The following is a 25,126-nucleotide window of genomic DNA, read 5'->3' as shown; positions in this document are numbered from 1 at the left end:
TGTTCTCAGGAACTTGCGGCTTGCAGGCCGCGTCCTTTCAACAAAGCGTGAACCCCCGGTTTTCGTCCCTGAATTTCAGCCATAATTCATCGGCAGGCAATGAACCGCCCTTGGACAGGATCCATTCTTCCAGTTTTTCGGCGGTTTCGCGGTCAAAAGCGTCACCTTTTTCCGCGAAGGCCTCGAAAGCGTCGGCATCCATCACCTCGGACCACATGTAGCTGTAATAGCCCGAGGAATAGCCGTCGCCGGAAAAGACATGGGCGAAATGCGGCGTCGCGTGTCGCATCGGAATGGCGCGCGGCGCGTCCAGCGCGGCCAGCACCTCGGCCTGACGGGCCATCGGATCGGCGGGCGGCGTGCCACGGTGAAAGGCCAGATCGACCAGCGCGCTTTCCAGATATTCGACCGTGGCAAAACCCTGGTCGGCATTTCCGGCGGCAATGATGCGGTCGCGCAGATCGGCGGGCAGGGCCGCGCCGGTCTCGGCATGTTTCGCGTGACGGTCCAGCACCTCGGGCTGTTCCAGCCAATGCTCGAACAACTGGCTTGGCAATCCGGGACGAAATCGCGCGCCGACCGCCGTGCCCGACATCGAGGGCCAGTGTCACCTCGGACAGGATATGGTGCAGGGCATGGCCGAATTCGTGAAACAGCGCATGCGCGTCATCCCAGGACAGATAGGCGGGCGCCTCCGCGCTTTCAGGCGGGGTGAAGTTGCAGACATTGACGACGATCGGGCGCTGCCCCTGTTCGATCTGGTGCTGCTGTTGCAGCGACGAACACCACGCCCCCGAGCGTTTGCCGGGACGGGCATAGTAATCGCCCAGAAAAATCGCCATCGGCGTATCGCCGCGCGTGATTTCCCGTGCCCGACCCTGGGCGCCCATAACGGCGCGTCAAAGGGTCGGAATTCCAGCCCGAACAGGCGGTTGGCGGTGTCGAACACCGCGCCGATCATGGCCTCCAGTGTCAGATAGGGCTTGACCTCGGCCTCATCCAACTGGTGTTCGGCGGCGCGGCGGCGTTCGGCATAGAAACGCCAGTCCCAGGGTTCCAGCGCGCCATTGACACCGTCGCCATGCAGCATCCCGGCCAGCTTTTCGGCATCGGCTTCGGCGCGGGCTTTCGCGGGGCGCCAGACCTCCATCAGCAAGGCCTCGACCGTTTCGGCATTGCGCGCCATTTCCGGTTCCAGCTTGTAGGACGCGAAATCGGCATAGCCCAGAAGCTGCGCGCGCTCATGGCGCAGTTGCAGGATTTCAGCGGCGATGGGGCGGTTGTCGGTTTCCGCACCGCCCGCCCCCTGCCCCGAGCCGCGCGCCGTCCATGCCCGCCACGCCAGTTCGCGCAGGGCCCGGTCATCGGCATATTCCAGAAAGGGCACGATCAGCGAACGATTCAGCGTCACCACCTGCCCCGTCATGCCGCGTTCGCGCGCCGCCGCGCGCATCGCCCGCAGCAGCCAGTCCGGCAGGCCGCCCAACTGGTCATCGCCGACAGCCATGACAAAATCGCGTTCGTCGCGCAGCACATTCTGGGAAAAAGCGGTTGTGCTCACAGCCAGCCGCTGCCGGATTTCGGCCATGCGATCCCGCGCCGCGCCGGTCAGGGCCGCCCCCGAACGGCGCAGCCCGCGCAGGGTCAGTTCGACCAGCCGCGCGTCCTGTGCAGGCAGGTCCGACGCCGTTTCGGCGACCGCCTGCACGCGCGCGAACAGGCGCGGGTCCATGCTGATCCTTGCCCCATGCGCCGCCAGTTTCGGGGCCAGATCCCGTTCCAGATCCTGCCTCGCCGGGTCCGAATCGACGCCGCTGAGGGTAAAGAATACCGCGCAAAGCCGGTTCAGCGCATCTTCGGCCGTTTCCAGCGCGGCGACGGTATTGGCGAAACTGGCGGGTTCGGGATTTGCGGCAATCGCCTCGACCGCAGCGGCCGCATCGGCAAGGCATTGGTCAAAGGCGGGGGCGAAATCGCTGTCCTGGATCAGATCGAAACGCGGCAGCCCGTGCGGGCCGCTCCACTGGGTCAGTTCGGGGTTCATCGCATTCCTTTCGCCTGGACGCCATCACGGGCCACCTTGGACAGGATGTAACCCGCGCCACGCCCGACGCAAGGGTGGCCGTCAGCCGCGACTGCCGCAGACCGGGCAATCAGGGTTGCGGCGGATCGCGATGCTGCGGGTTTCGCCCCACAAGCCATCAAGGATCAGCAGCCGCCCACGCGCGACCGATCCGGCGCCGGTAATCAGCTTGATCGCCTCCAGCGCCATCAGGCTGCCGATGACGCCGGGCAAGGCGCCGACGACCCCCGCCTCGGCACAGGACGGGGCCAGGCCCGGCGCGGGTTCGTCGGGAAAGATGCAGGCCGTGCAGGGCGCGTCATGGACCGGATCCCAGACCGACAACTGCCCTTCCCATTGCGCGATCGAGCCGCCGACCAGCGCCACCCCTGCCCCCGTGCAGGCCCGGTTGACGGCCTGACGCGAACGAAAACTGTCGGTGCCGTCCAGCACCAGATCAAAGCCACGAATCAGCGCGACATCATCCGCCGTGATGCGGCGCGGCAGCGGCGTCACCTGCACATGCGGGTTCAGATCGGCCAGACGGCGGGCGGCGGCGTGAACCTTGGGCTGGCCGATATCGCCGCCCCCATAGATCACCTGCCGCTGCAGGTTCGACAGCGACACGCGGTCATCATCGGCAATCGTGATCCGCCCGACACCTGCCGCCGCCAGATACAGCGCCACCGGCGCGCCAAGCGCCCCCGCGCCGACGATCAGCACCCGCGCATTGCGCAGCTTTTGCTGCCCCGGCCCACCGATTTCGCGCAGCACGATATGGCGGGCATAGCGGTCAAGCTCGTCATCCGAAATCGCGTTGCCCACAGGTTCCGGCACCGCAACCGCGCCGACCATGCCGGGCGCAGGCCCCGAAACCGCCCTGCGGGACAGCCGCGACAGGACGCCCCGATAGCCCATGACCAACGCGGCAATCACGCCCAGGATCAGCCAGTGCCGCATGTCGCCCAGAGCACCGCCGGGCATCAGCGCGGCACCCAGACCCCGGCCAGCCACAGCGCGGCCAGCACGGCAAACCGCCGCATCGGCCCGACCCCGAAAAAGACCAGACCGGCCCATAACGCCATGAACAGAAGGATAAAGATCATGGCCCGACCCGCATCGGCCTAGCTGCCGGTCGAGCCAAAGCTGCCGCCGCCCCGGTCGGTTTCGCCTGAAAACGCCTGCACCAGCGCAAATTCGGGATGCAGGACCGGGACGAACATCATCTGGGCGATGCGTTCGCCCGAACGGATCAGGATCGGATCAGAGCCCGGAGGGTTGCGGTTCCATGCGCTGATCTGGATCTGGCCGGTGTAATCCGAATCGATCAGCCCGACCGAATTGCCCATCACCAGCCCCTTCTTATGGCCCAGACCGGAACGCGGCAGCACCAGCCCCGCAATCCCCGCCGTGTCGCAAAACAGCGCGATCCCCGACGGGATCAGCACGGCGGGCGCCTGTGGCCGGATCAGCAGATCGCCGTCGATACAGGCGATCAGGTCGATCGCGGACGCTCCCGCCGTCTGATAGGACGGCAGGCCCCATTCATGCAGACGGGGATCGAGAACCTTGATTTCAACGCGCAAGACCGGACGCCCCCCTTGCGGACCGCGGATCCGGCCCGCCATGCCCGTCACGCCCCCTTATTTGGGGGCGATCATCATGACCATCTGCCGGCCTTCCAGCTTGGGCATGGATTCGACCTTGCCCGCCTCGCCGACATCTGCGGCGACACGGTGCAAAAGCTCGATCCCCAACTGCTGGTGGGCCATTTCACGACCACGGAAACGCAGGGTCACCTTGACCTTGTCGCCTTCGCCCAGGAATTTCATCACCGAACGCATTTTCACATCGTAATCATGGCTATCCGTGCCGGGACGGAACTTGATTTCCTTGATTTCGATGATCTTCTGCTTCTTGCGGGCCTCGGCTTCGCGCTTTTGCTGTTCATATTTGAACTTGCCAAGATCCATGATCTTGCAGACCGGGGGCACGGCATTGGGCGAGATCTCGACCAGGTCGAGCCTCGCGGCAAGCGCCAGTTCGATCCCTTTTGCGGGGGTCACGACACCGATATTTTCGCCATCTGCGCCGATCAGCCGGATTTCCGGGACCCTGATCCCGTCGTTGACACGCGGTCCGGTATCACGGACGGGCGGGGCGTTGTGCGGTCTGCGAGCTATGGTGGTCTTCCTTCGATTGTCTGGATTGTCGTGGCTAGATAAACGCGGATACGCCTTATTTCAACCGGATCTGCGGGGCTGGTGCCCCGGGACAGGCGGCTTTTGCGGCGATCCGGCGCGAATTGGGCGGGCCGCCTATGGTCTTTTCCGCCCCCGCCCCCTGTGGCATACAGATGCCATCCGGTTCACCATTCCATCCAGTCGCGGAGCCTCAGATGCGCAAAATCCTGTTGGTCATCGTCATTCTTGCCATCGCCTGTGCCGGCGTTCTGGCTGTGGTCCGGCGGGCGATCTGGCGCGCCTGACCGGTGGGCCGTCCGGCGGGCAGACCGCCAGCGACCCGGCGCCAGCGTCCGAAACGGCTGCGCCCGAAGCCGCGACCACCCCCGCCACAGAAGCAGCGGATGCCGCCGCAGACGCGGCCGCCATCGCGGCCGATGCCGCAGCCGCCGCCAGCGTCGCCGCCCCGCAAAGCGATGCCGCCCGCGAGGCGCAGGCGGCCGCCGAGCAGGCCATCGACGCCGCCGACCGCGCAGCCGAGGCCGCCGCCCCCACAGCCCCTGCCGAAACGCCCGAATCCATCGCGATCCTGCTGACCGCCGAAGGCTACGACCCGGTTCGCGTCGCAGCCCTGATCGACGCCGCGCGGATCGCCCCGGAACAGAAAGCCTCGCTCAAGGCGCTGCTGAACAGCGCCTCCAGCAGCCCGGCGATGCTGGGCGCCGCGCTGAACCGTGTCCGGGCCGTCGTGGAATGAGCGCGTTTCCCGATTTCGAAAGCCATCTGCGCGACGGCGAGCTGTCCGAAGCCAAAGGCCCGATCGCCGTCATTCTGGTCGAGGACGGGGCCGCCGTCGGCGCAACCCCGACCCATCATCTGCGCGGCGGTTTCAAGACGCTGCTGGTGCTGTCCGCCCAGCCCATCCCCGACGGCGCCGTGCCGCCCGAAAGCGCCGAGCGCGTCGTCAACCTGCGCTACAACGCCCGTCAGGCGGGGGCGCATGTCGCGGTGGTCAATGCGCTGATCGAAACCGTGCCGGAAGATACCTGGCTGTATCACTGCTACAATGCGGAATTCCTGTTCTTTCCGTTTTCGGAAACCCGCACCATCAGCGAAATGCTGGCCTTTCATGCCGAGGAACGCCGCCGCGCGCTGCTGACCTATGTCATCGACCTCTATGCGCCCGACCTGCAGCGTTTCTCCGATGCCGTCAGCCTGTCCGAAGCGATGTTCGACCGCAACGGCTATTACGCGCTTGGCCGCAAGGACCGTCAGGGCGGCTTTCTGGACCGACAGCTCGATTTCTTCGGCGGTCTGCGCTGGCGGTTCGAGGAACACCTGCCCGAGGACCGCCGCCGCATCGACCGTATCGCGATCTTCCGCACCAGACCGGGGCTGAAACTGCTGCCCGATCACCGCTTCAATATCGAGGAATACAACACCTATTCCTGCCCTCGGCACAACAACCTGACCGCCGCGATCACCTCGTTCCGGGTGGCCAAGGCGCTGGCCAGCAATCCCGGCTCGCGGCAGGTGATCCGCGACATGACCTGGCGCAACTCGCACCCCTTCCGCTGGAATTCGCAGCAGTTGATGGATCTGGGGCTGATGGAGCCGGGACAGTGGTTCTAGCCGCCGCACCCGTTTCGGCCTGAAAAGCCGCGATACTGACCCGTGCCCAGATCCGCCCGGCAGCCAGCCCCCCCCCCGGCAAACTACCCGACAGCAAAAAAGCCCCCGCCAGACCCGATGGTCCGGCGGGGTGTCTTTTGCAGGTGACGGCCGGGGTTTGCCCGGCTGCCCGTCTTATGCGCGAGCGTGCCGCCCGCTCGCCTCGGACACCTTTTTCGACGATCCTTGCCGAAACAGCCTCGATATCGGCGTCGGTCAGGGTCTTGTCGCGCGGTTGCAGGCGGGCGGTGATGGCGATGGATTTCTTTCCGCCCTCCAGCCCGGTGAACTGGTCGAATACGGTCACGCGCTCGATCAGCGTCTTGTCGGCACCGGCGGCGGCATTGACCAGCGTCAGCGCCTCGACCCCCGCATCGACGACAAAGGCGAAATCGCGCTCGACCGCCTGCAGATCGGACAGGACCAGCGCGGGGCGCGAAGGATCCTTGGCCTTGGGCAGGGGCACATTGGCGATGCGGATGGTGAATGCGACCGCCGCGCCCTTGATGCCGTAATGGCGCGACACGCGGGGATGGATTTCACCGAAAGTCGCCAGAACATTCGGACCAAGCGCGATATTTCCCGCGCGGCCCGGATGCCACCAGCCGTCCAGCTTGCGGTTGATCTGGGCCTTGGCGGGGGCGCCGATGGTCTGCAGGATCGCCTCGGCATCGGCCTTGGCGTCGTAGATATCGACCTTGCGGCGGCTGGCAAAGGGATCGCGCGGCGCGGTATTGCCGACCAGCAACCCGGTCAGCACCTGCGCCTGTTCGCCCGGCTCGCCGCCCGCGAAAACCGGCCCGCATTCGAACAGCGCCAGATCGGCAAAGCCGCGCGCCTGATTGCGCGCCGCCGCCGCCAGCAGACCGGGCAGCAGGTCGGGGCGCAGATGCGTCATCTCGCTGGAGATGGGGTTTTCGACGCGCACCGCATCCGTGCCGCCGCCGAACAACTCCGCCGCAGGCTGGTCGATGAAGCTGTAGGTGACGCATTCGTTATAGCCAAGCGCCGCCGCCATGCGCCGCGCCGCGCCTTCGCGGCGCTGCTGCGGGGTCAGGACGGGTTTGGGCACACCGGCCTGCGGGACGCGGCAGGGGCTGGCCCTGCAACTTGGTCAGGCTGGCGATGCGGGCGACTTCTTCGATCAGGTCGGCGCTGCCCAGAACATCGGGGCGCCAGCTTGGCACAAAGGCCTGATCACCTTCCAGCCGAAAGCCAAGCGCCTGCAAAGTGCGGCGCTGTTCGGATTCGGCAATCTCCATCCCGACAAGGCTGATGACGCGGGCCGGGTCCAGCGTATAGCTGCGGGTGGTGTCGGGCACCGCGCCTGCGGTCACGACCTCGGACGGGGTGCCGCCGCACAGGTCCAGGATCATCTGCGTCGCCAGTTCCAGCCCCGGTTCGGTAAAGGCCGGGTCGGCACCGCGTTCGAACCGATAGCGCGCATCCGAGCTGATTTTCAGCGCGCGCCCCACCGTCGCGATCGCGATCGGATCCCAATAGGCGCTTTCCAGAAAGACATCGGTGGTGTCGTCGGTGCAGCCCGAATGCTCGCCGCCCATGATGCCCGCGATGCTTTCCGGGCCATTGTCATCGGCGATGATCATCGTGCCGGGGCCAAAGCCATAGGTCTTGCCATCCAGCGCCAGCAACTCTTCGCCATCGCGCGCGTCACGGACGGTCAGGTTTCCGGAAACCTTCGCCGTATCAAAGACATGAAGCGGCCTATTCAAGTCGAATGTGAAGTAATTCGTGACATCGACCAGCGCATTGATCGGGCGCAGGCCAATCGCGCGCAGCCGCTTTTGCAGCCATTCCGGCGAAGGGCCATTTTTCACGCCCCGGATCACCCGGCCGCTGAAGAACGGCGCCTTGCCCGCGACCGCCGCGTCGATCACCACCTTGATGGGCGAGACAAACTGCCCCGGCACCTTCACTGGCGCGACCGGCTTCAGCACACCCAGGCCCCGCGCTGCCAGATCGCGGGCGATGCCGTGGATGCCAAGCGCATCGGGGCGGTTCGGGGTGATCTTGATTTCGATGACCGGGTCCACCGCCTCGGGGCGGTTCGCGGCCAGCCAGTCGATGAAACGGTCGCCGACCTGACCCGAGGGCAGTTCGATGATGCCGTCATGTTCGTCCGACAGTTCAAGTTCGCGTTCGGATGCCATCATGCCGTGGCTTTCGATGCCGCGGATCTTGCCCACGCCAAGCGTCACATCCAGCCCCGGCACATAATCGCCGGGCTTGGCCAGCACGACGGTGATGCCTTCGCGCGCGTTCGGCGCGCCGCAGACGATCTGCTTTTCGCCCTCATCCGTCATCACGCGGCAGACGCGCAAGCGGTCAGCATCGGGATGCTGTTCGGCATGGGTGACCTCCGCCAGCGTGAACGAGGCCAGCCGCGCGGCGGGGTTCGCGACCTCTTCGACCTCAAGGCCAAGATCGGTCAGCGCCTCGGTGATCTGGTCCAGCGTGGCGTCGGTATCAAGATGCTCTTTGAGCCAGGAGAGGGTGAATTTCATGGATTGGCTCCGTCAGGTTTGGAAGGGTTCCTAAACCATGGCGCGCGGGATTGGTAGGGTGCGCGGCTTGTTCCCGCGCGCCTTCGCCCTATGTGAATCAAGGGGCGGTTTCGCGCCCCGGCACGCATGAGGGACACCGGATTGATCGACACGAACAAGGAATTGCTGATCGAACAACGCGTCACGAATGAAACCCGTTCGGCGCTGGTTGCCTATGTCCTGCTGTTCCTGCTGTGGGGCTGCGGCGTGCATCGCATGTATCTGGGCCGCTGGCTGAGCGGTTTCCTGATGCTGGCGATGTGGGGCCTGGGCTGGCTGACCGCGCCGATCCTGATCGGCTGGCCGCTGGTCGCGCTGGTGACGGTCTGGGTCGTGATCGACATTTTCCTGATCCCCGGCATGATCCGCGACGATCAGGACGAAATCCGCCGCAGGTTGGGGTCGGATTTGCGGTAGGAATCGGCGTCTTCGGCAGGTTCAGGCGCAGTGTGCAAAGCCGCACCCCCAGGAACTGCGGCTAGCGATGTGTTGTGATTGCTCAACCAAAGCCTCAAGCCTCTGATGCTTCATATCGGACAAAAAGGCGCAGCTTTTTTTTGATTTGCTCGACGGCTTTGGCCTGACGTAGCCCAACGGTGTCGTCTTCCGAATATGACCCTACATAAATCATCCGACATTCCGGACCGAAGTCCTCTGGCGCAGCAAAGTCTGACTGCAGAGCGTCGACAATTTGTCTGCGAATATCAAAAATTTCATCAAATGCTCGATCCAGATCGGTATCGTTGACGAACAAGGACACCATCACCTGGCACTCGTGAAACTCATCAAATAGCGCATTACTGTCCCTAGGGTCTGGACTCATTGAGTTTCAAAGCCAGTAGATGACGAGGGCAGCAAGTGCGATTGCTGACAAGAATACCTTGGGGCAACGGTCGTACCGGGTCGCCACACGCCTCCAATCCTTGAGCCTGCCGAACATGATCTCGATCCGGTTGCGCCGTTTGTACCGGCGCTTGTCGTACTTGACGGTTTTCTTCCGCTGCTTCCGGCCTGGGATGCAGGCGCGTATCCCTTTGTCTTTCAACGCTTCTCTGAACCAGTCGGCGTCATAGCCGCGATCCCCGAGCAGCCAATCGACATCCGGCAGGCTGCTCAGCAATGCCCGCGCGCCGATGTAATCGCTGACCTGTCCGGCAGTGACGAACAGGTTGAGGGGGCGCCCTGGCTGTCGCAGATGGCGTGCAACTTGGTGTTCATGCCGCCCTTGGTGCGACCAATCAGGCGCCCACGCCCCCTTTTTCACGCCCATGCTGGTCGCGGTGCGGTGGGCCTTCAGGTAAGTGGCGTCGATCATCACGGTCTTCTCTTCGCCGTGCCCGGCCGCCAGACCCGCCATCATTTGGGCAAAGATGCCCTTGTCGCTCCACCGCTTCCAACGGTTGTATAGTGTCTTGTGCGGGCCATAGGCTGCCGGGGCATCGCGCCACCGTAAGCCATTGCGATTGATGAAGATAATCCCGCTTAACACGCGTCGATCATCGACGCGAGGCTTGCCGTGGGACTTGGGGAAGAAAGGCTCAAGACGCGCCATCTGCGCGTCCGTCAACCAAAAAAGATCAGACATGGTCACCGCTCGCTTTTCGAACCGTGAATCACGCCGCCAGTCGGAAATCAATGGGTCCTGAGCCTAAGTCGGTCATAGCGTCTTTGGAGGATGGTGCGCTCCATTTCCGCAACGCCCTGGCCCTGATTTGCGATACGATCGTGACGGCTTCTGACTGATCGCAAGGCATCATCCACCTTGACCAATACGATAAGCGCTCGCTCGGACACCTCTGAGCGTCTCCGATAAACCGCCTGCTGCTTCCAAGACCTAAGTTGGCTCCATGCGATCCAGGCGCTGACCCCAAGCAAAAGAAACGAGCCAACATTGGCGACGGCCGACAAGACCCCTGCGACCTCCGTTACGGTCGGGTGTGCCAATTCGCCGCCGCTACCTGCTCAACCCACCCGCCACGCCCGGCACATCGCCCGCCGCAAAGCCGTAATGACGCAGCCAGCGCAGATCGCTTTCAAAGAAGGCGCGCAGGTCGGGGATGCCGTATTTCAGCATGGCCACCCGGTCGATGCCCATGCCGAAGGCAAAGCCCTGCCATGTGTCGGGGTCGATGCCTCCGGCGCGCAGGACCTTGGGGTGGACCATGCCGGAGCCCAGGATTTCCAGCCAGCTGTCGCCCTGCCCGATCGACAGCTTGCCGCCTTCCCAGGAACAGCGGATATCGACCTCGGCGGACGGCTCGGTGAACGGGAAATGGCTGGCGCGGAAACGCAGTTCGACGTCGTCCACCTCGAAAAAGGCGCGGCAGAATTCTTCCAGCGTCCATTTCAGGTTCGCCATGGAAATGTCCTTGCCGATGGCCAGCCCCTCGACCTGATGGAACATCGGGGTGTGGGTCTGGTCCATGTCCATGCGATAGACGCGGCCCGGACAGATCACGCGGATCGGCGCGCCGGTGGTTTCCATCGCGCGGACCTGCACCGGCGAGGTATGGGTGCGCAACACATGCGGCGGGCGGGTGTCACCATCCGCGCGGGCCATGAAGAAGGTGTCATGTTCCTGACGCGCCGGGTGTTCCGGCGGGATGTTCAGCGCGTCGAAATTATACCAGTCGCTTTCGACCTGCGGGCCTTCGGCCACGGCAAAGCCCATATCGGCGAAGATCGCGGTGATTTCCTCGGTCACCTGGCTGACGGGGTGGATGGACTCTCGCCCGCGCGGACGGCCCGGCAGGGTCACGTCCAGCCATTCCTCGCGCAGGCGGGCGTCCAGCGCCGCGTCCTCCATCCCCTGTTTACGGGCGCGCAGGGCGGCGTCGATTTCGTCCTTGAGCCGGTTCAGGGCGGCGCCGGTGGTCTGGCGCTCCTCGGGGGTCATGCGGCCCAACTCCTTCATCCTGCCGCTGATTTCGCCCTTTTTGCCAAGCGCGGCCGTGCGCACCTGTTCCAGCGCGTCGCCGTCGGCGGCGGTCGCGATGCGGTCAAGATAGGTCGAGCGGAGGGTATCGATATCGGACATGGGCGGGCTTCCTTGCGGTTCTGGCGCGGGAATTAGCACGCAGGGGGGCGACAGGGAAGCCTTTGGGGCTCAGCGGGTCAGAACCTGCAAGGCCAGTTCGACCGGCCGGCACAGCCGCACGCCCCCCGGCCCCGCGACAAAGGGGCGTTCGACCAGAGCCGGGTTTTCGACCATCGCCGCCAGAATCGCGTCATCATCGGCGCCGACCAGCCCGCGTTCGGCGGCGTCGGTGCCCTCGACGCGCAGCGCCTGTGTGGGCGTCACATCGGCGGCGGCGAACAGGCCCAGCAGTTGCGCGCGGCTCCAGCCTGCGCGGGCATAATCGATGACGATAGGGTCCGCACCCTGATCGCGCAGCAGTTCCAATACCTTGCGCGAGGTCGAGCAGGTCGGTTTGTGATAGATGACGATCATGTCTGGCCTCTGGTTGATGTCCGCACAACCCGACCCGTCGCGCGCAAAATGGCAACTCAGCGCGGCGAAACGGTCAGCCAGACCCCGCCATGCGGGCGCAGGGTGACGATCATGCGCGGCTGCGGGTGCCGGTCGGTCGTCGCGAAACGGTAGCGCGCCAGCAGCGATGCCAGAATGATCACCGCCTCTTGCACGGCGAAACCGGCGCCGATGCAGATGCGCGGCCCCGCACCAAAGGGCAGGAAGGCAAAGCGGTCGCGGGTGATCCCCGGCGCGAAGCGGTCGGGGTCGAAACGGTCGGGGTCGTCCCACAGCACATGATTGCGGTGCAGCGCATAGAAGGGGATCATCACCGTATCGCCCTTGCGGATGTCGCGCCCCGCCAGCCGGTCAGGGGCGCGGGCGGTGCGGGTGACCATCCCCGCCGGGGGATAGAGGCGCAGGGATTCGTCAATGATCTGGCGGATATAGGGCAGTTTGGCCACATCCCCCGCCCCGGCGATACGGTCGCCCAGAACCGCGCGCGCCTCGGCTGCGGCGCGGTCCTGAACGGCGGGGTCGAAGGCGCACAGATACAGCGCCCATGCCATCGACAGCGCCGTGGTTTCATGGCCCGCGACGATGAAGGTCAGCAGGTTGTCGCGCAATTCCGCCGTGGTCATGGTCCGGCCGGTTTCGGGGTCCACGCCCGCCTGCAACAGGTCCAGCAGATCGGGCACGGGATGCGGGCCGGTGCGGCGGCGGTCGTCGATGATCGCGTCCGAGATGGATTTCAGGTCGCGGATCTGGCGCCCCGAAAACATCCTGACCGGGCGCGGCACCCATCTGGGCGCGCCCAGCACATCCAGCACCGACAGCTTCGCCGTCCCGGCCGTATAGGTTTCAATCGCGCGGTGGACCGATCTGCGTTCCAGCCCCGCACCGCCGGAAAAGGTCACATCGGAAATCACCTCGAATGTCGCGGCGATCATTTCATCCAGCGCATTGATCGGCCCGGTCGCAGCTTCCAGCCGGCGCACGCCCGCCGCAGCCGCCGCCGACATGACCGGGGCCAGCGCCTGAATGTTGCGCTGCGCAAAGGCGGGCGCGGCGGCCAGACGCTGCCAGCGCCAGTTCGCGCCTTCGGCCACGAACATCGACTGGCCGATGGCAGGCTCCAGAATCAGCCGCGTCACCTCGGATCGGGGGTAGTTCTGCAGATTGTCCTTGAAGATCCGGCGCAGCGCGGCGGGGTCCATGACCATATGCCAGCGCAAGCCCGTCCGCCCCGACACCATCAACTGCCGCGTGGCGATTTCGGGCAGCAATTCCAGAATGTTGCGCCGCGCCGTGCGGGCGCTGCCGATGACGCCCATGACGCGCGTGTTCAGCGCCACGCGCGGCGGATAGGCGGAAATGGGGTTCTGGTCCAAAGGCATAATGAAAAACCCGCGCCAAGGGGGCGCGGGTTTCATTGTTCCGGACTTGCCGCCCCGGATCAAGCCTTCCGGCGATCCGGGTGCCCCGCGATCAGGCGGCGGCTTTCGCCTTTTCGACGACGGCGGCAAAGGCTTCGGGTTCGTGGATGGCCAGATCGGCCAGAACCTTGCGGTCAACCTCGATCCCGGCTTTGGTCAGCGCGGCGATGAAACGCGAATAGGTCAGCGCCGGGTCGATGGCGCGGACCGCCGCGTTGATCCGCTGGATCCACAGCGCGCGGAAATTGCGCTTGCGCGTCTTGCGGTCGCGGGTTGCATATTGGTTCGCCTTGTCAACGGCTTGCGTTGCAGTGCGGAAGTTACGCGAGCGGGCGCCGTAATAGCCTTTCGCCGCGTCGATGACCTTCTTGTGGCGGGCGTGGGTCACCTTACCCGATTTGACTCGTGCCATGTCCGGTTCTCCTTAGCGGTTATAAGGCATGTATTTCTTGACGATCTTCGCGTCCGCATCGGACAGGATCATGGTCCCGGTCACGTCGCGGATGAATTTCGTCGAGCGCTTGATCATGCCGTGGCGCTTGCCTGCGGGGCCAGCCTTGACCTTGCCCGAGGCCGTGAAAGAGAACCGCTTTTTCGCGGCCGCTTTGGTCTTCATCTTCGGCATTTTACTCTCCTTGCGGTCAGAGTGAACGCGCGACTCGGCAATGCCATTGGCCGGACGCGCGGGAATTGAGACGCTGCCTGTAAACGGGGCCGCGCGGGAATGCAAGCGGTTACTGCGCCGCCCCGCCATCCGCCGGGGTCGCATGCGGCTGCGACGACACCGGGTCCACAGGCACCGGGTCCACAGGGGTCGGGTCGATCGGGCCGCGCAGGGTCAGTTCGCCCCGGATCATGCGCTGCCAGGTGTTCAGGACATTGTCGGGATTGACCGCTGCCGGATCGGTTTTCGCGGCGACCGCCAGCGCGATAATGCCCAGCATCAGTGCAATGGCCGCACCGCGCGGCGCGCGCGTCTGCGCGACGGCGACCACCGCCATGATGACGGAAATCACGCAAAGGGCGGACCCGCCCAACAGCAGCAGCTCGATCATATGCCTCTCCTGATCTGGCCCAATCCGGCCCTTGTGCGCGCTGTTTATTCCGGGTCGGAGCGGTAGATCAAGCGTTCGTCGCAGGGCGCCACCCGCAGGATGTTGGTCGACCCCGAGGTCTTGAAGGGCACGCCCGCGATGACCGCGATCTGCTGCGTTTCATTGGCGAAACCGAATTTGCGCGCCGCCGCGGTCGCATTGACCACGGCCTGCTTGAACCGGTCCAGTTCCGGGGTGCGCACGCAATGGGCGCCCCAGATCAGGCACAGCTGGCGCAGGATGGTTTCCTCGTGGCACATGGCGATGATCGGCACGCGGGGGCGTTCGCGCGCGGTCAGGCGCACGGTCGTTCCCGATTGGGTAAAGGCGCAGATCGCGGTGATATCGGTGGTTTCGGCGACCTCGCGCGCGGCGCCGACGATGGCATCGGCGACGGTTTCGCGTTTGACGATGCGCGACGCCTCGATCACCTCGCGGTAGGTGGGATCGCTTTCGACGGAACGGGCGACACTGTCCATGGTCGCCACCGCCTCGACTGGCCGGGCCCCGGCGGCGCTTTCGGCCGACAGCATGACGGCATCGGTGCCTTCGTAGATCGCGGTTGCGACGTCGGACACCTCGGCGCGGGTCGGCATCGGGCTTTCGATCATCGATTCCAGCATCTGGGTCGCGACGATCACCGGCTTGGCCGCCGCGCGGCAGCCCCGGACCAGACGTTTCTGGATCGGCGGCACCGAATGGACGGGCAGTTCCACGCCCAGATCGCCCCGCGCCACCATGATCCCGTCCGAGACTTTCAGGATTTCGGCAAAGGCGCGCACGGCGGCGGGCTTTTCGATTTTCGACAGGATCGCGGCCCGGCCGCGCGCCAGTTCGCGCGCCTCGGTCACGTCCTCGGGGCGCTGGACAAAGGACAGGGCCAGCCAGTCGACACCCAGTTGGCAGGCGAATTCCAGATCGCCGCGGTCCTTGTCGGACAGCGCGGCCAGCGGCAACACCACATCGGGGACGTTCACGCCCTTGCGGTTGGAAATCGTGCCGCCGACGGTCACGGTGCAATTCGCGAAATCGGGGCCGCATTCATCCACCCGCAGGCGGATCTTGCCGTCATTGACCAGCAGGTTCGCGCCCGCTTCCAGCGCGGCAAAGATTTCGGGATGGGGCAGTTGCACCCGCCCCGCATCGCCGGGCGCCGGGTCCAGATCGAAGCGGAAGGCATCGCCTTCCTTCAGGTCATGGGCGTCACCGTCAAAGACACCGACGCGCAGTTTCGGCCCCTGAAGATCGGCCAGAACCGCGATGGGGCGGTCCAGTTCGGCCTCGATCCGGCGGATGATGTCGAAACGGGCGCGCTGTTCGTCATGGGTGCCGTGGCTCATGTTCAGGCGAAAGACATCCGCGCCGGCCTCGAACAGGGCCTTGATCGTTTCGTAATCGCTTGAGGCGGGTCCAAGTGTCGCCACGATCTTGACCTTGCGGTGCCGTCTCATCTGTCAGAACCTCCTGCTTTCCGGTATCGGGGCATGTTTGCGCTATCACGTCGTCTCTATGGCCCATTGCAACGCCTGCGGCAACTGGTGCATCAGAGCCCCGGGGGTAAAAGTTGCCAGCAAGTCGCGAAAGGATCATGACAGACCGTCCCTTCTTTATCCATGGCGAGGATCGGCCGTCGCGCTGGCTGGTCACCTGCGACCATGCCGCGAACCATGTGCCCGCCTTTGTCACGACCGGGCAATCCGCGGGCGATCTGGGCATCGCGCCCGAGGATATGGCCCGCCATATCGCCTATGATGTCGGTGCGGCGGGGCTGTCGGTCAGGCTGGCCGAAAGGCTGGATGCCCCGGCGATCCTGTCGAATTTCTCGCGCCTCGTCATCGACCCGAACCGGGGCGAGGATGACCCGACCCTGCTGATGCGCATCTATGACGGCACCGTCATCCCGGCCAATCGCGCGCTGGACGATGCCGGGCGGCAGCAGCGGCTGGACCTGCTTTACCACCCCTATCACGCCGCGCTGGCGCGGCTGGCGGGTGCCCGGCCCGACCGGGCGATCTGCGCCATCCACAGCTTTACCCCGCAGTTGCGCGGACGCCCGCCCTGGCCCCGGCAGGTCGGCATCCTGTATTCGCATCGCGACGAAAGGCTAGGGCCGCCGGTCGTGCAGGCCTGCCGCGACCGGGGTTGGATCACCGGCGACAACGAACCCTATTCCGGCCATCTCGACGGCGATTCCATCGACCGGCATGCGCTGGCGCAGGGCCGGCCGAATGTCCTGATCGAGATCCGCAACGACCTGATCCGCGACGAATCCGGGCAAGAGGAATGGGCCGGACGTCTGGCCGGTCTGCTGGGCGATCTGCTGGACAGGCAGGGGCTGTAGCGGGCATCCTGCGCGGGTGGCTGGCGACGCCCCGGACCCGTGTCGCGGCCCCATGGCGCGGACCAGCACGTCGCGGAAAGGAACCATCATGCGCAGCGAACAGGACATCCTGCGGATTTCGATCATCGTGACCTTTGTGCTGGCCGGGGTCGGCGTGGGTTTCGGTCTGCTGGCGGGGTCGGCCTCGATCGTCTTTGACGGGGTCTATTCGCTGATGGATGCCTCGATGACGGTGCTGGCGCTGATCGTGTCGCGGCTGATCACCTCATCCATGGCCGAGGCCAGCCGGGCCAAGCTGGCGCGGCATTTCACCATGGGCTTCTGGCATCTGGAGCCGATGGTGCTGGGCCTCAGCGGCGTGATGCTGATGGGGGCGGCGATCTATGCGCTGATCACCGCCATCGGCAGCCTGGATGTCGGGGGGGCGGGTGCTGTCCTTTGATCTGGCCATCGCCTATGCAGCGGTCACGCTGGTCGCAGCGGTCGGCATGGCGACCTATGACACGCAACAGAACCGGCGGATCAAATCGGGCTTTCTGGCGCTGGATGCCAAGGCTTGGATGGTTTCGGCGGCGCTGACCGGGGCGCTGCTGGTCGCCTTTGTCTTTGGCTGGGCGATTCAGGGGACACGACTGGAATGGCTGTCGCCCTATGTCGACCCCGCCGCGCTGGCCATCGTCTGCATCGCGGTCCTGCCCATGCCGGTCCCGACCGTGCGTCAGGCGCTGGCCGATATCCTGCTGGTGACCCCCGCAGGGCTGAAGGCGCAGGTCGACGAGGTCGCGGCGCAGGTCGTCGCCCGCTATGGTTTCATGGGATATCGCGCCTATGTCGCCCGCGTCGGGCGCGGCCGCCAGATCGAGCTGTTCTTTATCGTCCCGCGCGGCCAGTCCCCCCGCCCGCTGGAGGACTGGGACCGCATCCGCGACGAAATCGGCCTGCTGATCGGCGGCGAAGGCCCCGACCGCTGGCTGACCATCGCCTTCACCACGGATATCGAATGGGCCGAATGATCAATCGGCGCAGGCGATCCAGCCGCGCAGGCTGAAAGCCGCGTAAAACAAGCTGACATCGCGAAACCCCGCCGCGCGCAGATGCGCCTCTTCCTGTTCGGGGGGCAGGATCGTCAGGCGCGCGGCGATGGCCTGTCGCGACTGTTCCAGCCGCGCCGGATCGGCATCATCCGCCGCGCCAAAGGCGACATGCCGGGCGATCCACTGCGACCGCGCAGGTTCGTCCTGCGGGAAACTGATGTGGACCAGCACCAGCGGCGCGCCGGGTTTCAGCCGCCGGTGCAACTGGCGCAGGGTCGCGACCCGTTGCGCCAGCGGGATGAAATGAAAGGTCAGCAGCGCCGTCGCCGCGTCGAAGGGACCAGCGGGCGCGTCCTGAACATAACCCTGATGAAAGCCCATCCGTCCGGCCAGCGGCCCGACGGTCTGGCGCGCGATCTGCAACATATCCGCCGAAGGATCGACGCCGTCGAAATGCCAGCCCGGCTGCGCCTCGGCCAGCGATTTCATCTCCAGCCCGCCGCCCGCGCCAAGGATCAACAACCGCGCATCGGGCGGCAGCGTTTCGGCCAGCAGCAGCCGGATCATCCGGTGCAGATCGTGAAACCCCGGCACCTGCCGGGGCGGCGCATCGGCATAGCGGGTCGCGGCGGCGCCGGAAAAGGCCGTGGAAGAAAAGGCGGGTGAACTGGTCATGCGCGTCCTTTCCTGCTGCGTGACGATACGGCCGCCAGAGGGGCGTATGCCGGACCGGAAGGGGCCAGCATCCGGGGCCGGAACAGCGGAACCGAAAACCGCAGCGCGCTATCCGGGACCGGTTCGTCCCCCTGCCGACCCGTTTGCGAACTTACAATCAGGTCGGCCGCAAGGAAACCCGGACCCCGACCGGGATCGGCCAGGCGCCGCCCAGATGGGCCGCCAGCGCGCGGTCGAGCAGCCCTTTTTCCTTCATGTATTGCGCAATCGCATGGGTGGTCGTGTCATGCGGGCACAGCCGCACATGGCCTTGCAGCCGTTCGGCTGCCGCCCTGTCGGCGGGATTGCCCTTGCCGTAATGGATGGCGATATCGGGAAGCCGCCCGCCCGCCTGTTCCAGAAACAGCCGCAGGTCCAGCCCGCCCGCGGCCGTGTCGAATTCCGACACACGGGTATCCGGCGACTTGAACCGCGCCACCACCTCATCCGTGATATCGGTCTGCGGCGAAAAGGCCGTGACCTTTCTGGCCCCCAGTGCCACGCCAAAGCGGATCGCCGCATAGCCCCCGGCGGATGTGCCCAGACAGGTCAGGTGCGGGTGCTGGCCGGGATGCGGGAACGCAGGTGGTCCACCGTATCGTCAAGCCCCGAAGTCAGGCCCATCAGCCCGTTCAGATACCAGCATTGCTGGAAATCCTTGACGAAGATGACATTGGCCCCGCGCCGGACCAGAGAGCCAAAGAATTCCTTGGTCGGCATCGACAGCCGCGTCAGCATCCCGCCAAAAGCCAGGACCGTATCGGGGGACCCGCGATCCATCACCTCGACCGGGCTGACCCGGCCCGCCGGATCGTCGATTTCCCGCACCCTGAAGACGTCGGAATAACACAGCGCCTTGTGAATCTCGTTCAGCTTGGCGCGCAGGATATCGTTCTGGGCGCGCAATTCGTTCAGGGTCTGGGCGATCCCGGCAACCAGTCCGAATTTGCGCTCGAACCGATCCGCCACGGCGGGGTCGGCGACCAGTTTGCGCGCGACGGGCAGGAATTTCGACAACGCCGCCATGTCGCCGCGCAACATCTGCGCCGCGCCGAAGCAGGCCGTGCCGATATCCGGGGCCGCCAGTTTCCGCTGCCGGTATTCCTGCATCTTGCGCGAAATCACCGGCCCCTGGGGACGATGTGCATGGGCGACCGACATCAGCGCCCGGGCGACGGCGGCATCGCGTTTTTCCAGCGCGATCGCGATTTCGCACAGAACATTCACGTCGGGCTGCAAAATCCGGTCCTGGGGCATTCGCTCTTGAGGCATTGGGGGCCAATCAGTCAGACAAAACGCCGGGACGGCAATGCAGCGCCGCCCCCACGACAAGGGCCCGCAATCAGGGTCGGAACCCGCGCCCCTTTCGCGTCAAAGGAAACTTTGCGGGTCGATATCGACCGACAGCCGCAGGTTTGCCGGCAGTTTCGGCCATTGCGCCAGCCATGCCGAAATCGCCCCCTGCATCGGCGCCTGACGCGGCGCCTTCAGCAGCATGCGGATACGGAAACGGCCCCGGACGCGGGCGATGGGGGCGGGGGCGGGGCCGAAAAGCTCGATCCCCGCATGGCGCAGGGGATCGGTGCGCCGCGCCATGTTGCGGGCGTGATCCTCGACCACGGGCAGGTCGGGATGGGACAGGATGATCCCGGCCAGACGGCCATAGGGCGGCATGCCCGCACCGCGCCGCATCAAGGCCTCGGCATCCCAGAATTCTTCGTCATCGCCCGACAGGATGGCGCGGATCACCGGATGTTCGGGCTGGTGGGTCTGCAACAGCGCCACCCCGCGCGCGCCGTCGCCTTCGCGCCCCGCGCGTCCCGCGACCTGCCGCATCAGCTGGAAACTGCGCTCGGCGGCGCGCAGGTCGGCGCCTTGCAGCCCAAGGTCTGCGTCGATCACCCCGACCAGCGTCAGGCGCGGAAAGTTGTGACCCTTGGCGACCAGTTGCGTGCCGATGATGATATCGGTTTCGCCCGCGCCGATTTCGGCAATCGCCTCTTTCAGCGCGCGGGCAGAGTTGAACAGATCGGATGACAACACGCTGGCGCGGGCATCCGGGAAACGCGCCGCGACCTCTTCGGCCAGACGCTCGACGCCGGGTCCGACGGCGGCCAGCCTGTCCTCGACCCCGCAGGAGGGGCAGGCCTTGGGGATGGGCTTCGTCTCGCCGCATTGGTGACAGACCAGACGGTTCTGGAAACGGTGTTCGACCATGCGCGCGTCGCAATGATCGCAACCGATCTGCTAGCCGCAGGCGCGGCAGACGGTGACGGGCGCATAGCCGCGCCGGTTCAGAAACAGCAGCGATTGCTCGCCCCGTTCCAGCCGCGCCTGCACCGCCTGCGCCAGACGCGGCGAGATCCACCGACCTGATGGCAGGTCCTGCGTGCGCAGGTCGATCGCCGCCATGTCGGGCAGTTCCGCCCCGCCGTAACGCGCGCGCAGGTCGATGCGGGCGTATTTGCCCGCCTGCGCATTCACCCATGTCTCGACCGAGGGCGTGGCCGAAGCCAGCACCACCTGCGCCTGCGCGATATGGGCGCGCAGCACCGCCATGTCGCGGGCCGAATAAAAGACGCCGTCTTCCTGTTTATAGGATCCGTCATGTTCCTCATCGACGACGATCAGCCCCAGATCGCGGAACGGCAGGAACAGGGCCGAGCGCGCGCCGACCACCAGTTGCACGCCCCCCTGCCCCGCCATCTGCCACAAGCGGCGGCGTTCCGTGCGGCTGATGCCGGAATGCCATTCGCCGGGGCGCGCGCCGAAACGCACCTCGACCCGGTCCAGAAACTCGGTGGACAGCGCGATTTCCGGCAGCAGCACCAGCGCCTGACGGCCCCGGCGCAGGCATTCGGCGACGGCCTCCAGATAGACCTCGGTCTTGCCCGATCCGGTGACGCCGCGCAGCATGGTCGTACCATAGCCGGGCCGCGACAGGGCGGCGCGCAAGGCTTGGGCGGCCTCCGACTGATCATGTGCCAGGGGTTTTCCCGGCAGATGGGGGTCCAGCCGGGGATAAGGCGCATCGCGGGGCGCCAACGACTCCGCCAGCGTGCCCGCCTTGACCAGCCCCGCGACGACGCCGGTCCCGACGCCCGCCAGTTGCGCCAGTTCGGATGGCGCGAAACCCGCCCCGCCGTGATCGTCCAGCACGCGCAGGACGGCCGCGCGCGGTTCGGTCATGCGGGTCGGCGGCGGACCTGCGCGATGGATGACGCGGCGCGCGGCGGGCGGCTGATCCAGATCGGGCGCGCGCGTCGCCATGCGCAGCATCAGCGGCAGCGGCGTCAGCGTATATTCCCCCATCCGGGTCAGGAATTCGATCATTTCCGGGGTCAGCGGCTCTGCCTCGACCAGCCGGGCGACGGGGCGCAGCCGCGCCGCGTCAAAGCCGCCCAGCCCCTCGCCCCAGACCGCGCCCATCACCCGGCGCGGGCCAAGCGGCACGATGACAAGCTGGCCCAGCCTGACGCCGCCCTCGGGGACCAGATAGTCCAGCATGCCGACGGGTTCGCCGGTCAGGACCGCGATCCGGGCGCCGTGGGAATAGAAAAGCGGCGGTTGCGTCATTCAAAGACCTGCCATTCAGGGCAAGGTCGCGCCAAACATGCCATGCGCCAGCGCCGCAAGCCCAAAGGTGCCAAAGACAGCAGCAGGCTGCGACAGAAATCCAATGGCGAACAGGCCCGGGATCAGGCTGACAAGCATGGCGGCGATATCCTTAATGACGGGGCAAAAAATGACAGTGCAAAATATAACGGGGCAAAAATTTCTGTCACCGCAGGGTCAGGAACCGCGGGACATGCCATCAAAACGGCGCGGATGTCAGCAGCAGATAAGGGCTGACACCCAGCACGATCAAGGGAAAGGGCACATAAAGCGACAGGAATCCCGCACCGACGAAGGCCGTCAACGCGTCCAGCATGTCGGGCGCCGCCATCTGTTCCATTGTCCATCCCCCTTTTCAGCGGGCAGCCTTGGCCACCTTTTGATCGCGCATCAGGCTATCTGTCGCGCTGGCCATCGGCAAGTCTCGCCCGTTGCCCCGCCTCTGCGGGCCTTCACCCGCGCGCTGTTATGCGCTAAAGCTGTCGCAAATCCCGCAAACACGCATTTTCTGCAAACACGAAGGCGATCCAGCATGAAATTCTTTGTCGATTCCGCCGATGTCGACGCCATCCGCGAGCTGAACGATCTGGGCATGGTGGACGGGGTGACGACGAACCCGTCGCTGATCCTGAAATCGGGCCGCAACATCGAGGAAGTCACCCGCGAGATCTGCGAGATGGTCGCAGGCCCGGTCAGCGCCGAGGTCGTCGCCAATGACGCCGAAGGCATGATCACCGAAGGCCGCCACCTGGCAAAGATCGCCGACAACATCACGGTCAAGGTGCCGCTGACCTGGGACGGGCTGAAAGCCTGCAAGGTCCTGTCGGGCGAGGGCCATATGGTCAATGTGACGCTGTGTTTTTCGGCTGCTCAGGCGATTCTGGCGGCCAAGGCGGGCGCGACCTTCATCAGCCCCTTCATCGGGCGTCTGGACGACATCAATCTGGACGGGATGGAACTGATCGCCCAGATCCGCGAAATCTACGACAATTACGACTGGAACACCGAAATCCTCGCGGCCTCGATCCGGTCGGTGAACCATATCACGGACGCCGCCCGCATCGGTGCGGACGTCATCACCGCACCTCCCGCCGTCATCAAGTCGATGGTGAACCATGTCCTGACCGACAAGGGGCTGGACCAGTTCAACAAGGACTGGGCCAAGACCGGCCAGAAGATCGTCTGATGTCCGGGCCGAAGGCGCCTGCCGACCAGACCGAAGGCGCGGCGACCACCGCCGCGACCACCGCCGCGCCCGACGGGGCACCCGATGGCGCGCTGGATGGCGCCACCCGCGCGGCGCTGCTGGCGCGGCCGGAACTGATTCTGGGCGACCGCGACCTGATGCGCGCCCTGATCGGCGCCCGCGACACCGAGGTCGGCGACAATGTCATCGACATCCGGGGCCGTGCCATGCAGGCGCTGGAAGATCGGCTGAACCGGCTGGAAAGCGCGCATGAATCGGTGATCTCGGCGGCCTATGACAACCAGTCGGGCATGAACACCGTCCATCGTGCCGTGCTGGCGCTGCTGGAACCGGATGATTTCCCGTCCTTTGTCGAAGGGCTTCAGGCCAGTGTCGCGCCGATCCTGCGGGTCGAAACCCTGCGGCTGCTGTTTGAAACCGGCACCGCCGCCACGCCCGAAGGTCTGGGCAACGGCTTGCAGGTCGTCCCCGAAGGGACCATTGCCGAAATGCTGTCGGGCGGTCGTCGCGCGCCGCGCGGCGATGACATCATCCTGCGCCGCGCCGCGCCGATCACCGAAAGGGTCCACGGCGGCGACCCTCGCCAGATCCGGTCCGAGGCGCTGATCCCGCTGAACCTCGGCCCCGGCCGCTGGCCCGCGCTGATCATCATGGGCTCGACCGATGAACAGCGGTTCTCGGCCAGTCAGGGCACCGACCTGCTGCGCTTTTTCGCGCAGGTCTTTCGGCTGGTCCTGCTGGGCTGGCTGCGCGAATGACACGCAACGCGACAGGTGGCGGGCCAGAGCTTGCGCTGGCCCCCGCCATGTCCGATGCCCTGTCGCGCTGGCTGGACAGCGAAGGCGCGACCCGCGACCGATCCGACCACACCCTGCGCGCCTATCAGGCCGATCTGCTGGGTTTTCTGGCCTTTGTCGGCCAGCACCGCGCCGAACCCGCCCTGCCCGGCAACCTGCACCAGCTTGACCAGACCGACATGCGCGCCTTCGCCGCCAGCGAAAGGGCGCGGGGCCTTGGCGCGCGGTCGCTGGCGCGCAAGCTGTCGGCGGTGCGCAGCTTCATCCGCTGGATGGCGGATCGCGAAGGGTTCGAGCCCTCGAAACTGCTGAACGCGCGCGGGCCGCGCTATCGCCGGTCCCTGCCCCGCCCGCTGCAGCCCGATCAGGCCCGCGAATTGCTGGACATGACCGCCGGGGGCCACCCGACGCCCTGGGTCGCCGCCCGCGATCTGGCCGTGCTGACCCTGCTGTATGGCTGCGGGCTGCGGATATCCGAGGCGCTGCAGATGAACGGCAGCGACTGGCCCATGGGCGAATCGCTGATCATCCGGGGCAAGGGCGGACGCGAAAGACAGGTGCCGGTGCTGCCCGTCGCCCGCGCCGCGATTGCCGATTACCTGCGCCAATGCCCCTGGCCGCTGGAGCCGCAGGCGCCGCTGTTTCGCGGCGTGCGCGGCGCGCGGGTCCAGCCCGCGATCATCGCGGGCGTGATGCGGCTGGCGCGCGAAAGGCTGGGCCTGCCGCCCACCGCCACCCCCCATGCGCTGCGCCATTCCTTTGCCACCCATCTGCTGGCGGCGGGGGGCGACCTGCGCACCATTCAGGAATTGCTGGGCCATGCCAGCCTGTCGACAACGCAGGTCTATACCGGGGTCGACGACGCGCATCTGCTGGCCGTCTATCGCGCCGCGCATCCGCGTTCCTGACCCTTTACAATGCCGCAAACCCGGCGCA

Annotated in this window: 27 protein-coding genes and 3 pseudogenes; 9 read left to right on the top strand and 21 right to left on the bottom strand. The window is 65.7% G+C overall.

Going from position 1 to position 25,126, the window contains the following annotated elements; all coding sequences use genetic code 11:
- Positions 1–5: 5 nt before the first annotated feature.
- The 5 genes and pseudogenes from PE067_RS15095 to infC all read right to left on the bottom strand — a co-directional run bounded on the left by PE067_RS15095 (position 6) and on the right by infC (position 4,245).
- A pseudogene (locus PE067_RS15095) lies at positions 6–2,044 on the bottom strand (M3 family metallopeptidase).
- An 81-nt stretch (positions 2,045–2,125) separates the two neighbouring features.
- A complete protein-coding gene (moeB, locus tag PE067_RS15090; RefSeq protein ID WP_276190509.1) occupies positions 2,126–3,076 on the bottom strand; it encodes a molybdopterin-synthase adenylyltransferase MoeB in 951 nt (316 codons plus the stop codon).
- Positions 3,046–3,168: a hypothetical protein gene (locus PE067_RS15085; RefSeq protein WP_276190507.1), complete on the bottom strand. Its 123-nt coding sequence runs from the start codon at positions 3,166–3,168 to the stop codon at positions 3,046–3,048. Before PE067_RS15085 ends, moeB begins: the two co-directional genes overlap by 31 nt.
- Positions 3,169–3,186: 18 nt before the next feature.
- Positions 3,187–3,648: a dUTP diphosphatase gene (gene dut / locus PE067_RS15080; protein ID WP_346429705.1), complete on the bottom strand. Its 462-nt coding sequence runs from the start codon at positions 3,646–3,648 to the stop codon at positions 3,187–3,189.
- Between the two features lie 57 nt (positions 3,649–3,705).
- Positions 3,706–4,245 (bottom strand): translation initiation factor IF-3, encoded by a 540-nt coding sequence (gene infC, locus PE067_RS15075; RefSeq protein WP_346429711.1) that lies wholly within the window; start codon positions 4,243–4,245, stop codon positions 3,706–3,708.
- Positions 4,246–4,270: 25 nt separating this feature from the next.
- Between infC and PE067_RS15070 the strand changes: the two genes are divergently transcribed.
- Both PE067_RS15070 and PE067_RS15065 read left to right on the top strand, forming a co-directional pair.
- Positions 4,271–5,002, top strand: a complete 732-nt coding sequence (locus PE067_RS15070) for a hypothetical protein (RefSeq protein WP_276190503.1) — start codon at positions 4,271–4,273, stop codon at positions 5,000–5,002.
- Complete coding sequence (locus PE067_RS15065) at positions 4,999–5,877, top strand: glycosyltransferase family 2 protein (protein ID WP_276190501.1); 879 nt, start codon at positions 4,999–5,001, stop codon at positions 5,875–5,877. Before PE067_RS15070 ends, PE067_RS15065 begins: the two co-directional genes overlap by 4 nt.
- Positions 5,878–6,088: 211 nt before the next feature.
- Here PE067_RS15065 and pheT read toward each other — a convergent pair.
- Positions 6,089–8,441: pseudogene (gene pheT / locus PE067_RS15060) on the bottom strand (phenylalanine--tRNA ligase subunit beta); the annotation flags it as partial.
- A gap of 141 nt (positions 8,442–8,582) precedes the next feature.
- Here pheT and PE067_RS15055 point away from each other — a divergent pair.
- Positions 8,583–8,897, top strand: coding sequence for a TM2 domain-containing protein (locus PE067_RS15055; protein WP_276190499.1), 315 nt, complete (start codon positions 8,583–8,585; stop codon positions 8,895–8,897).
- A 94-nt stretch (positions 8,898–8,991) separates the two neighbouring features.
- On the opposite strand, the gene PE067_RS15050 is transcribed toward PE067_RS15055, so the two are convergent.
- From PE067_RS15050 to pyk, 9 genes are all read right to left on the bottom strand, one after another.
- Complete coding sequence (locus PE067_RS15050) at positions 8,992–9,234, bottom strand: hypothetical protein (RefSeq protein WP_276190497.1); 243 nt, start codon at positions 9,232–9,234, stop codon at positions 8,992–8,994.
- 75 nt (positions 9,235–9,309) lie between these two features.
- A complete protein-coding gene (locus tag PE067_RS15045) occupies positions 9,310–10,065 on the bottom strand; it encodes an IS5 family transposase (RefSeq protein ID WP_276187255.1) in 756 nt (251 codons plus the stop codon).
- A gap of 369 nt (positions 10,066–10,434) precedes the next feature.
- Positions 10,435–11,508: a phenylalanine--tRNA ligase subunit alpha gene (gene pheS, locus PE067_RS15040; protein ID WP_276190774.1), complete on the bottom strand. Its 1,074-nt coding sequence runs from the start codon at positions 11,506–11,508 to the stop codon at positions 10,435–10,437.
- Between the two features lie 78 nt (positions 11,509–11,586).
- Positions 11,587–11,931, bottom strand: coding sequence for an arsenate reductase family protein (locus PE067_RS15035; RefSeq protein ID WP_276190495.1), 345 nt, complete (start codon positions 11,929–11,931; stop codon positions 11,587–11,589).
- A 56-nt stretch (positions 11,932–11,987) separates the two neighbouring features.
- Positions 11,988–13,349, bottom strand: coding sequence for a cytochrome P450 (locus tag PE067_RS15030; protein WP_276190493.1), 1,362 nt, complete (start codon positions 13,347–13,349; stop codon positions 11,988–11,990).
- Positions 13,350–13,440: 91 nt separating this feature from the next.
- Positions 13,441–13,800 carry a 50S ribosomal protein L20 gene (gene rplT / locus PE067_RS15025; RefSeq protein ID WP_276190491.1) on the bottom strand — a complete coding sequence of 120 codons (360 nt, stop codon included), beginning with the start codon at positions 13,798–13,800 and terminating at the stop codon, positions 13,441–13,443.
- Positions 13,801–13,812: 12 nt separating this feature from the next.
- A complete protein-coding gene (gene rpmI / locus PE067_RS15020; protein WP_020949155.1) occupies positions 13,813–14,013 on the bottom strand; it encodes a 50S ribosomal protein L35 in 201 nt (66 codons plus the stop codon).
- 109 nt (positions 14,014–14,122) lie between these two features.
- Positions 14,123–14,443, bottom strand: a complete 321-nt coding sequence (locus PE067_RS15015) for a hypothetical protein (protein ID WP_276190489.1) — start codon at positions 14,441–14,443, stop codon at positions 14,123–14,125.
- A 44-nt stretch (positions 14,444–14,487) separates the two neighbouring features.
- Positions 14,488–15,933 (bottom strand): pyruvate kinase, encoded by a 1,446-nt coding sequence (gene pyk, locus PE067_RS15010; RefSeq protein WP_276190487.1) that lies wholly within the window; start codon positions 15,931–15,933, stop codon positions 14,488–14,490.
- A 137-nt stretch (positions 15,934–16,070) separates the two neighbouring features.
- On the opposite strand from pyk, the gene PE067_RS15005 reads away from it, so the two are divergent.
- The 3 genes from PE067_RS15005 to PE067_RS14995 all read left to right on the top strand — a co-directional run bounded on the left by PE067_RS15005 (position 16,071) and on the right by PE067_RS14995 (position 17,836).
- Positions 16,071–16,823 carry an N-formylglutamate amidohydrolase gene (locus tag PE067_RS15005; RefSeq protein WP_276190485.1) on the top strand — a complete coding sequence of 251 codons (753 nt, stop codon included), beginning with the start codon at positions 16,071–16,073 and terminating at the stop codon, positions 16,821–16,823.
- Between the two features lie 88 nt (positions 16,824–16,911).
- Complete coding sequence (locus tag PE067_RS15000; RefSeq protein WP_276190483.1) at positions 16,912–17,265, top strand: cation transporter; 354 nt, start codon at positions 16,912–16,914, stop codon at positions 17,263–17,265.
- Positions 17,237–17,836, top strand: a complete 600-nt coding sequence (locus PE067_RS14995; protein ID WP_276190481.1) for a cation transporter — start codon at positions 17,237–17,239, stop codon at positions 17,834–17,836. Before PE067_RS15000 ends, PE067_RS14995 begins: the two co-directional genes overlap by 29 nt.
- On the opposite strand, the gene PE067_RS14990 is transcribed toward PE067_RS14995, so the two are convergent.
- The 6 genes and pseudogenes from PE067_RS14990 to PE067_RS14965 all read right to left on the bottom strand — a co-directional run bounded on the left by PE067_RS14990 (position 17,837) and on the right by PE067_RS14965 (position 22,526).
- On the bottom strand, positions 17,837–18,532 hold the full coding sequence (locus PE067_RS14990) for a class I SAM-dependent methyltransferase (RefSeq protein ID WP_276190479.1): 696 nt from the start codon (positions 18,530–18,532) through the stop codon (positions 17,837–17,839).
- A gap of 157 nt (positions 18,533–18,689) precedes the next feature.
- Complete coding sequence (locus PE067_RS14985; protein WP_276190477.1) at positions 18,690–19,073, bottom strand: hypothetical protein; 384 nt, start codon at positions 19,071–19,073, stop codon at positions 18,690–18,692.
- A gap of 47 nt (positions 19,074–19,120) precedes the next feature.
- Positions 19,121–19,810 carry a hypothetical protein gene (locus PE067_RS14980; RefSeq protein ID WP_276190476.1) on the bottom strand — a complete coding sequence of 230 codons (690 nt, stop codon included), beginning with the start codon at positions 19,808–19,810 and terminating at the stop codon, positions 19,121–19,123.
- A gap of 132 nt (positions 19,811–19,942) precedes the next feature.
- Positions 19,943–22,147: pseudogene (locus tag PE067_RS14975) on the bottom strand (primosomal protein N').
- Between the two features lie 15 nt (positions 22,148–22,162).
- Positions 22,163–22,285 (bottom strand): hypothetical protein, encoded by a 123-nt coding sequence (locus tag PE067_RS14970; protein WP_276190474.1) that lies wholly within the window; start codon positions 22,283–22,285, stop codon positions 22,163–22,165.
- A 100-nt stretch (positions 22,286–22,385) separates the two neighbouring features.
- The gene (locus PE067_RS14965) at positions 22,386–22,526 is read right to left on the bottom strand and encodes a hypothetical protein (protein WP_276190472.1); all 141 of its coding nucleotides are present in this window, start codon (positions 22,524–22,526) and stop codon (positions 22,386–22,388) included.
- 192 nt (positions 22,527–22,718) lie between these two features.
- On the opposite strand from PE067_RS14965, the gene fsa reads away from it, so the two are divergent.
- From fsa to PE067_RS14950, 3 genes are read left to right on the top strand one after another with little or no spacing between them, the layout of a single operon-like run.
- Positions 22,719–23,372: a fructose-6-phosphate aldolase gene (gene fsa, locus PE067_RS14960; protein ID WP_276190470.1), complete on the top strand. Its 654-nt coding sequence runs from the start codon at positions 22,719–22,721 to the stop codon at positions 23,370–23,372.
- Complete coding sequence (locus PE067_RS14955; RefSeq protein WP_276190468.1) at positions 23,372–24,151, top strand: DUF484 family protein; 780 nt, start codon at positions 23,372–23,374, stop codon at positions 24,149–24,151. Before fsa ends, PE067_RS14955 begins: the two co-directional genes overlap by 1 nt.
- Positions 24,148–25,098 carry a tyrosine recombinase XerC gene (locus PE067_RS14950; protein WP_276190466.1) on the top strand — a complete coding sequence of 317 codons (951 nt, stop codon included), beginning with the start codon at positions 24,148–24,150 and terminating at the stop codon, positions 25,096–25,098. Before PE067_RS14955 ends, PE067_RS14950 begins: the two co-directional genes overlap by 4 nt.
- Positions 25,099–25,126 lie beyond the last annotated feature (28 nt).

The sequence above is a fragment of the Paracoccus sp. DMF-8 genome (assembly GCF_029309835.1).
Lineage (GTDB): Bacteria > Pseudomonadota > Alphaproteobacteria > Rhodobacterales > Rhodobacteraceae > Paracoccus.
Note: the sequence above shows the minus strand (reverse complement) of the source record. Positions and strands in the feature narration are given on the sequence as shown.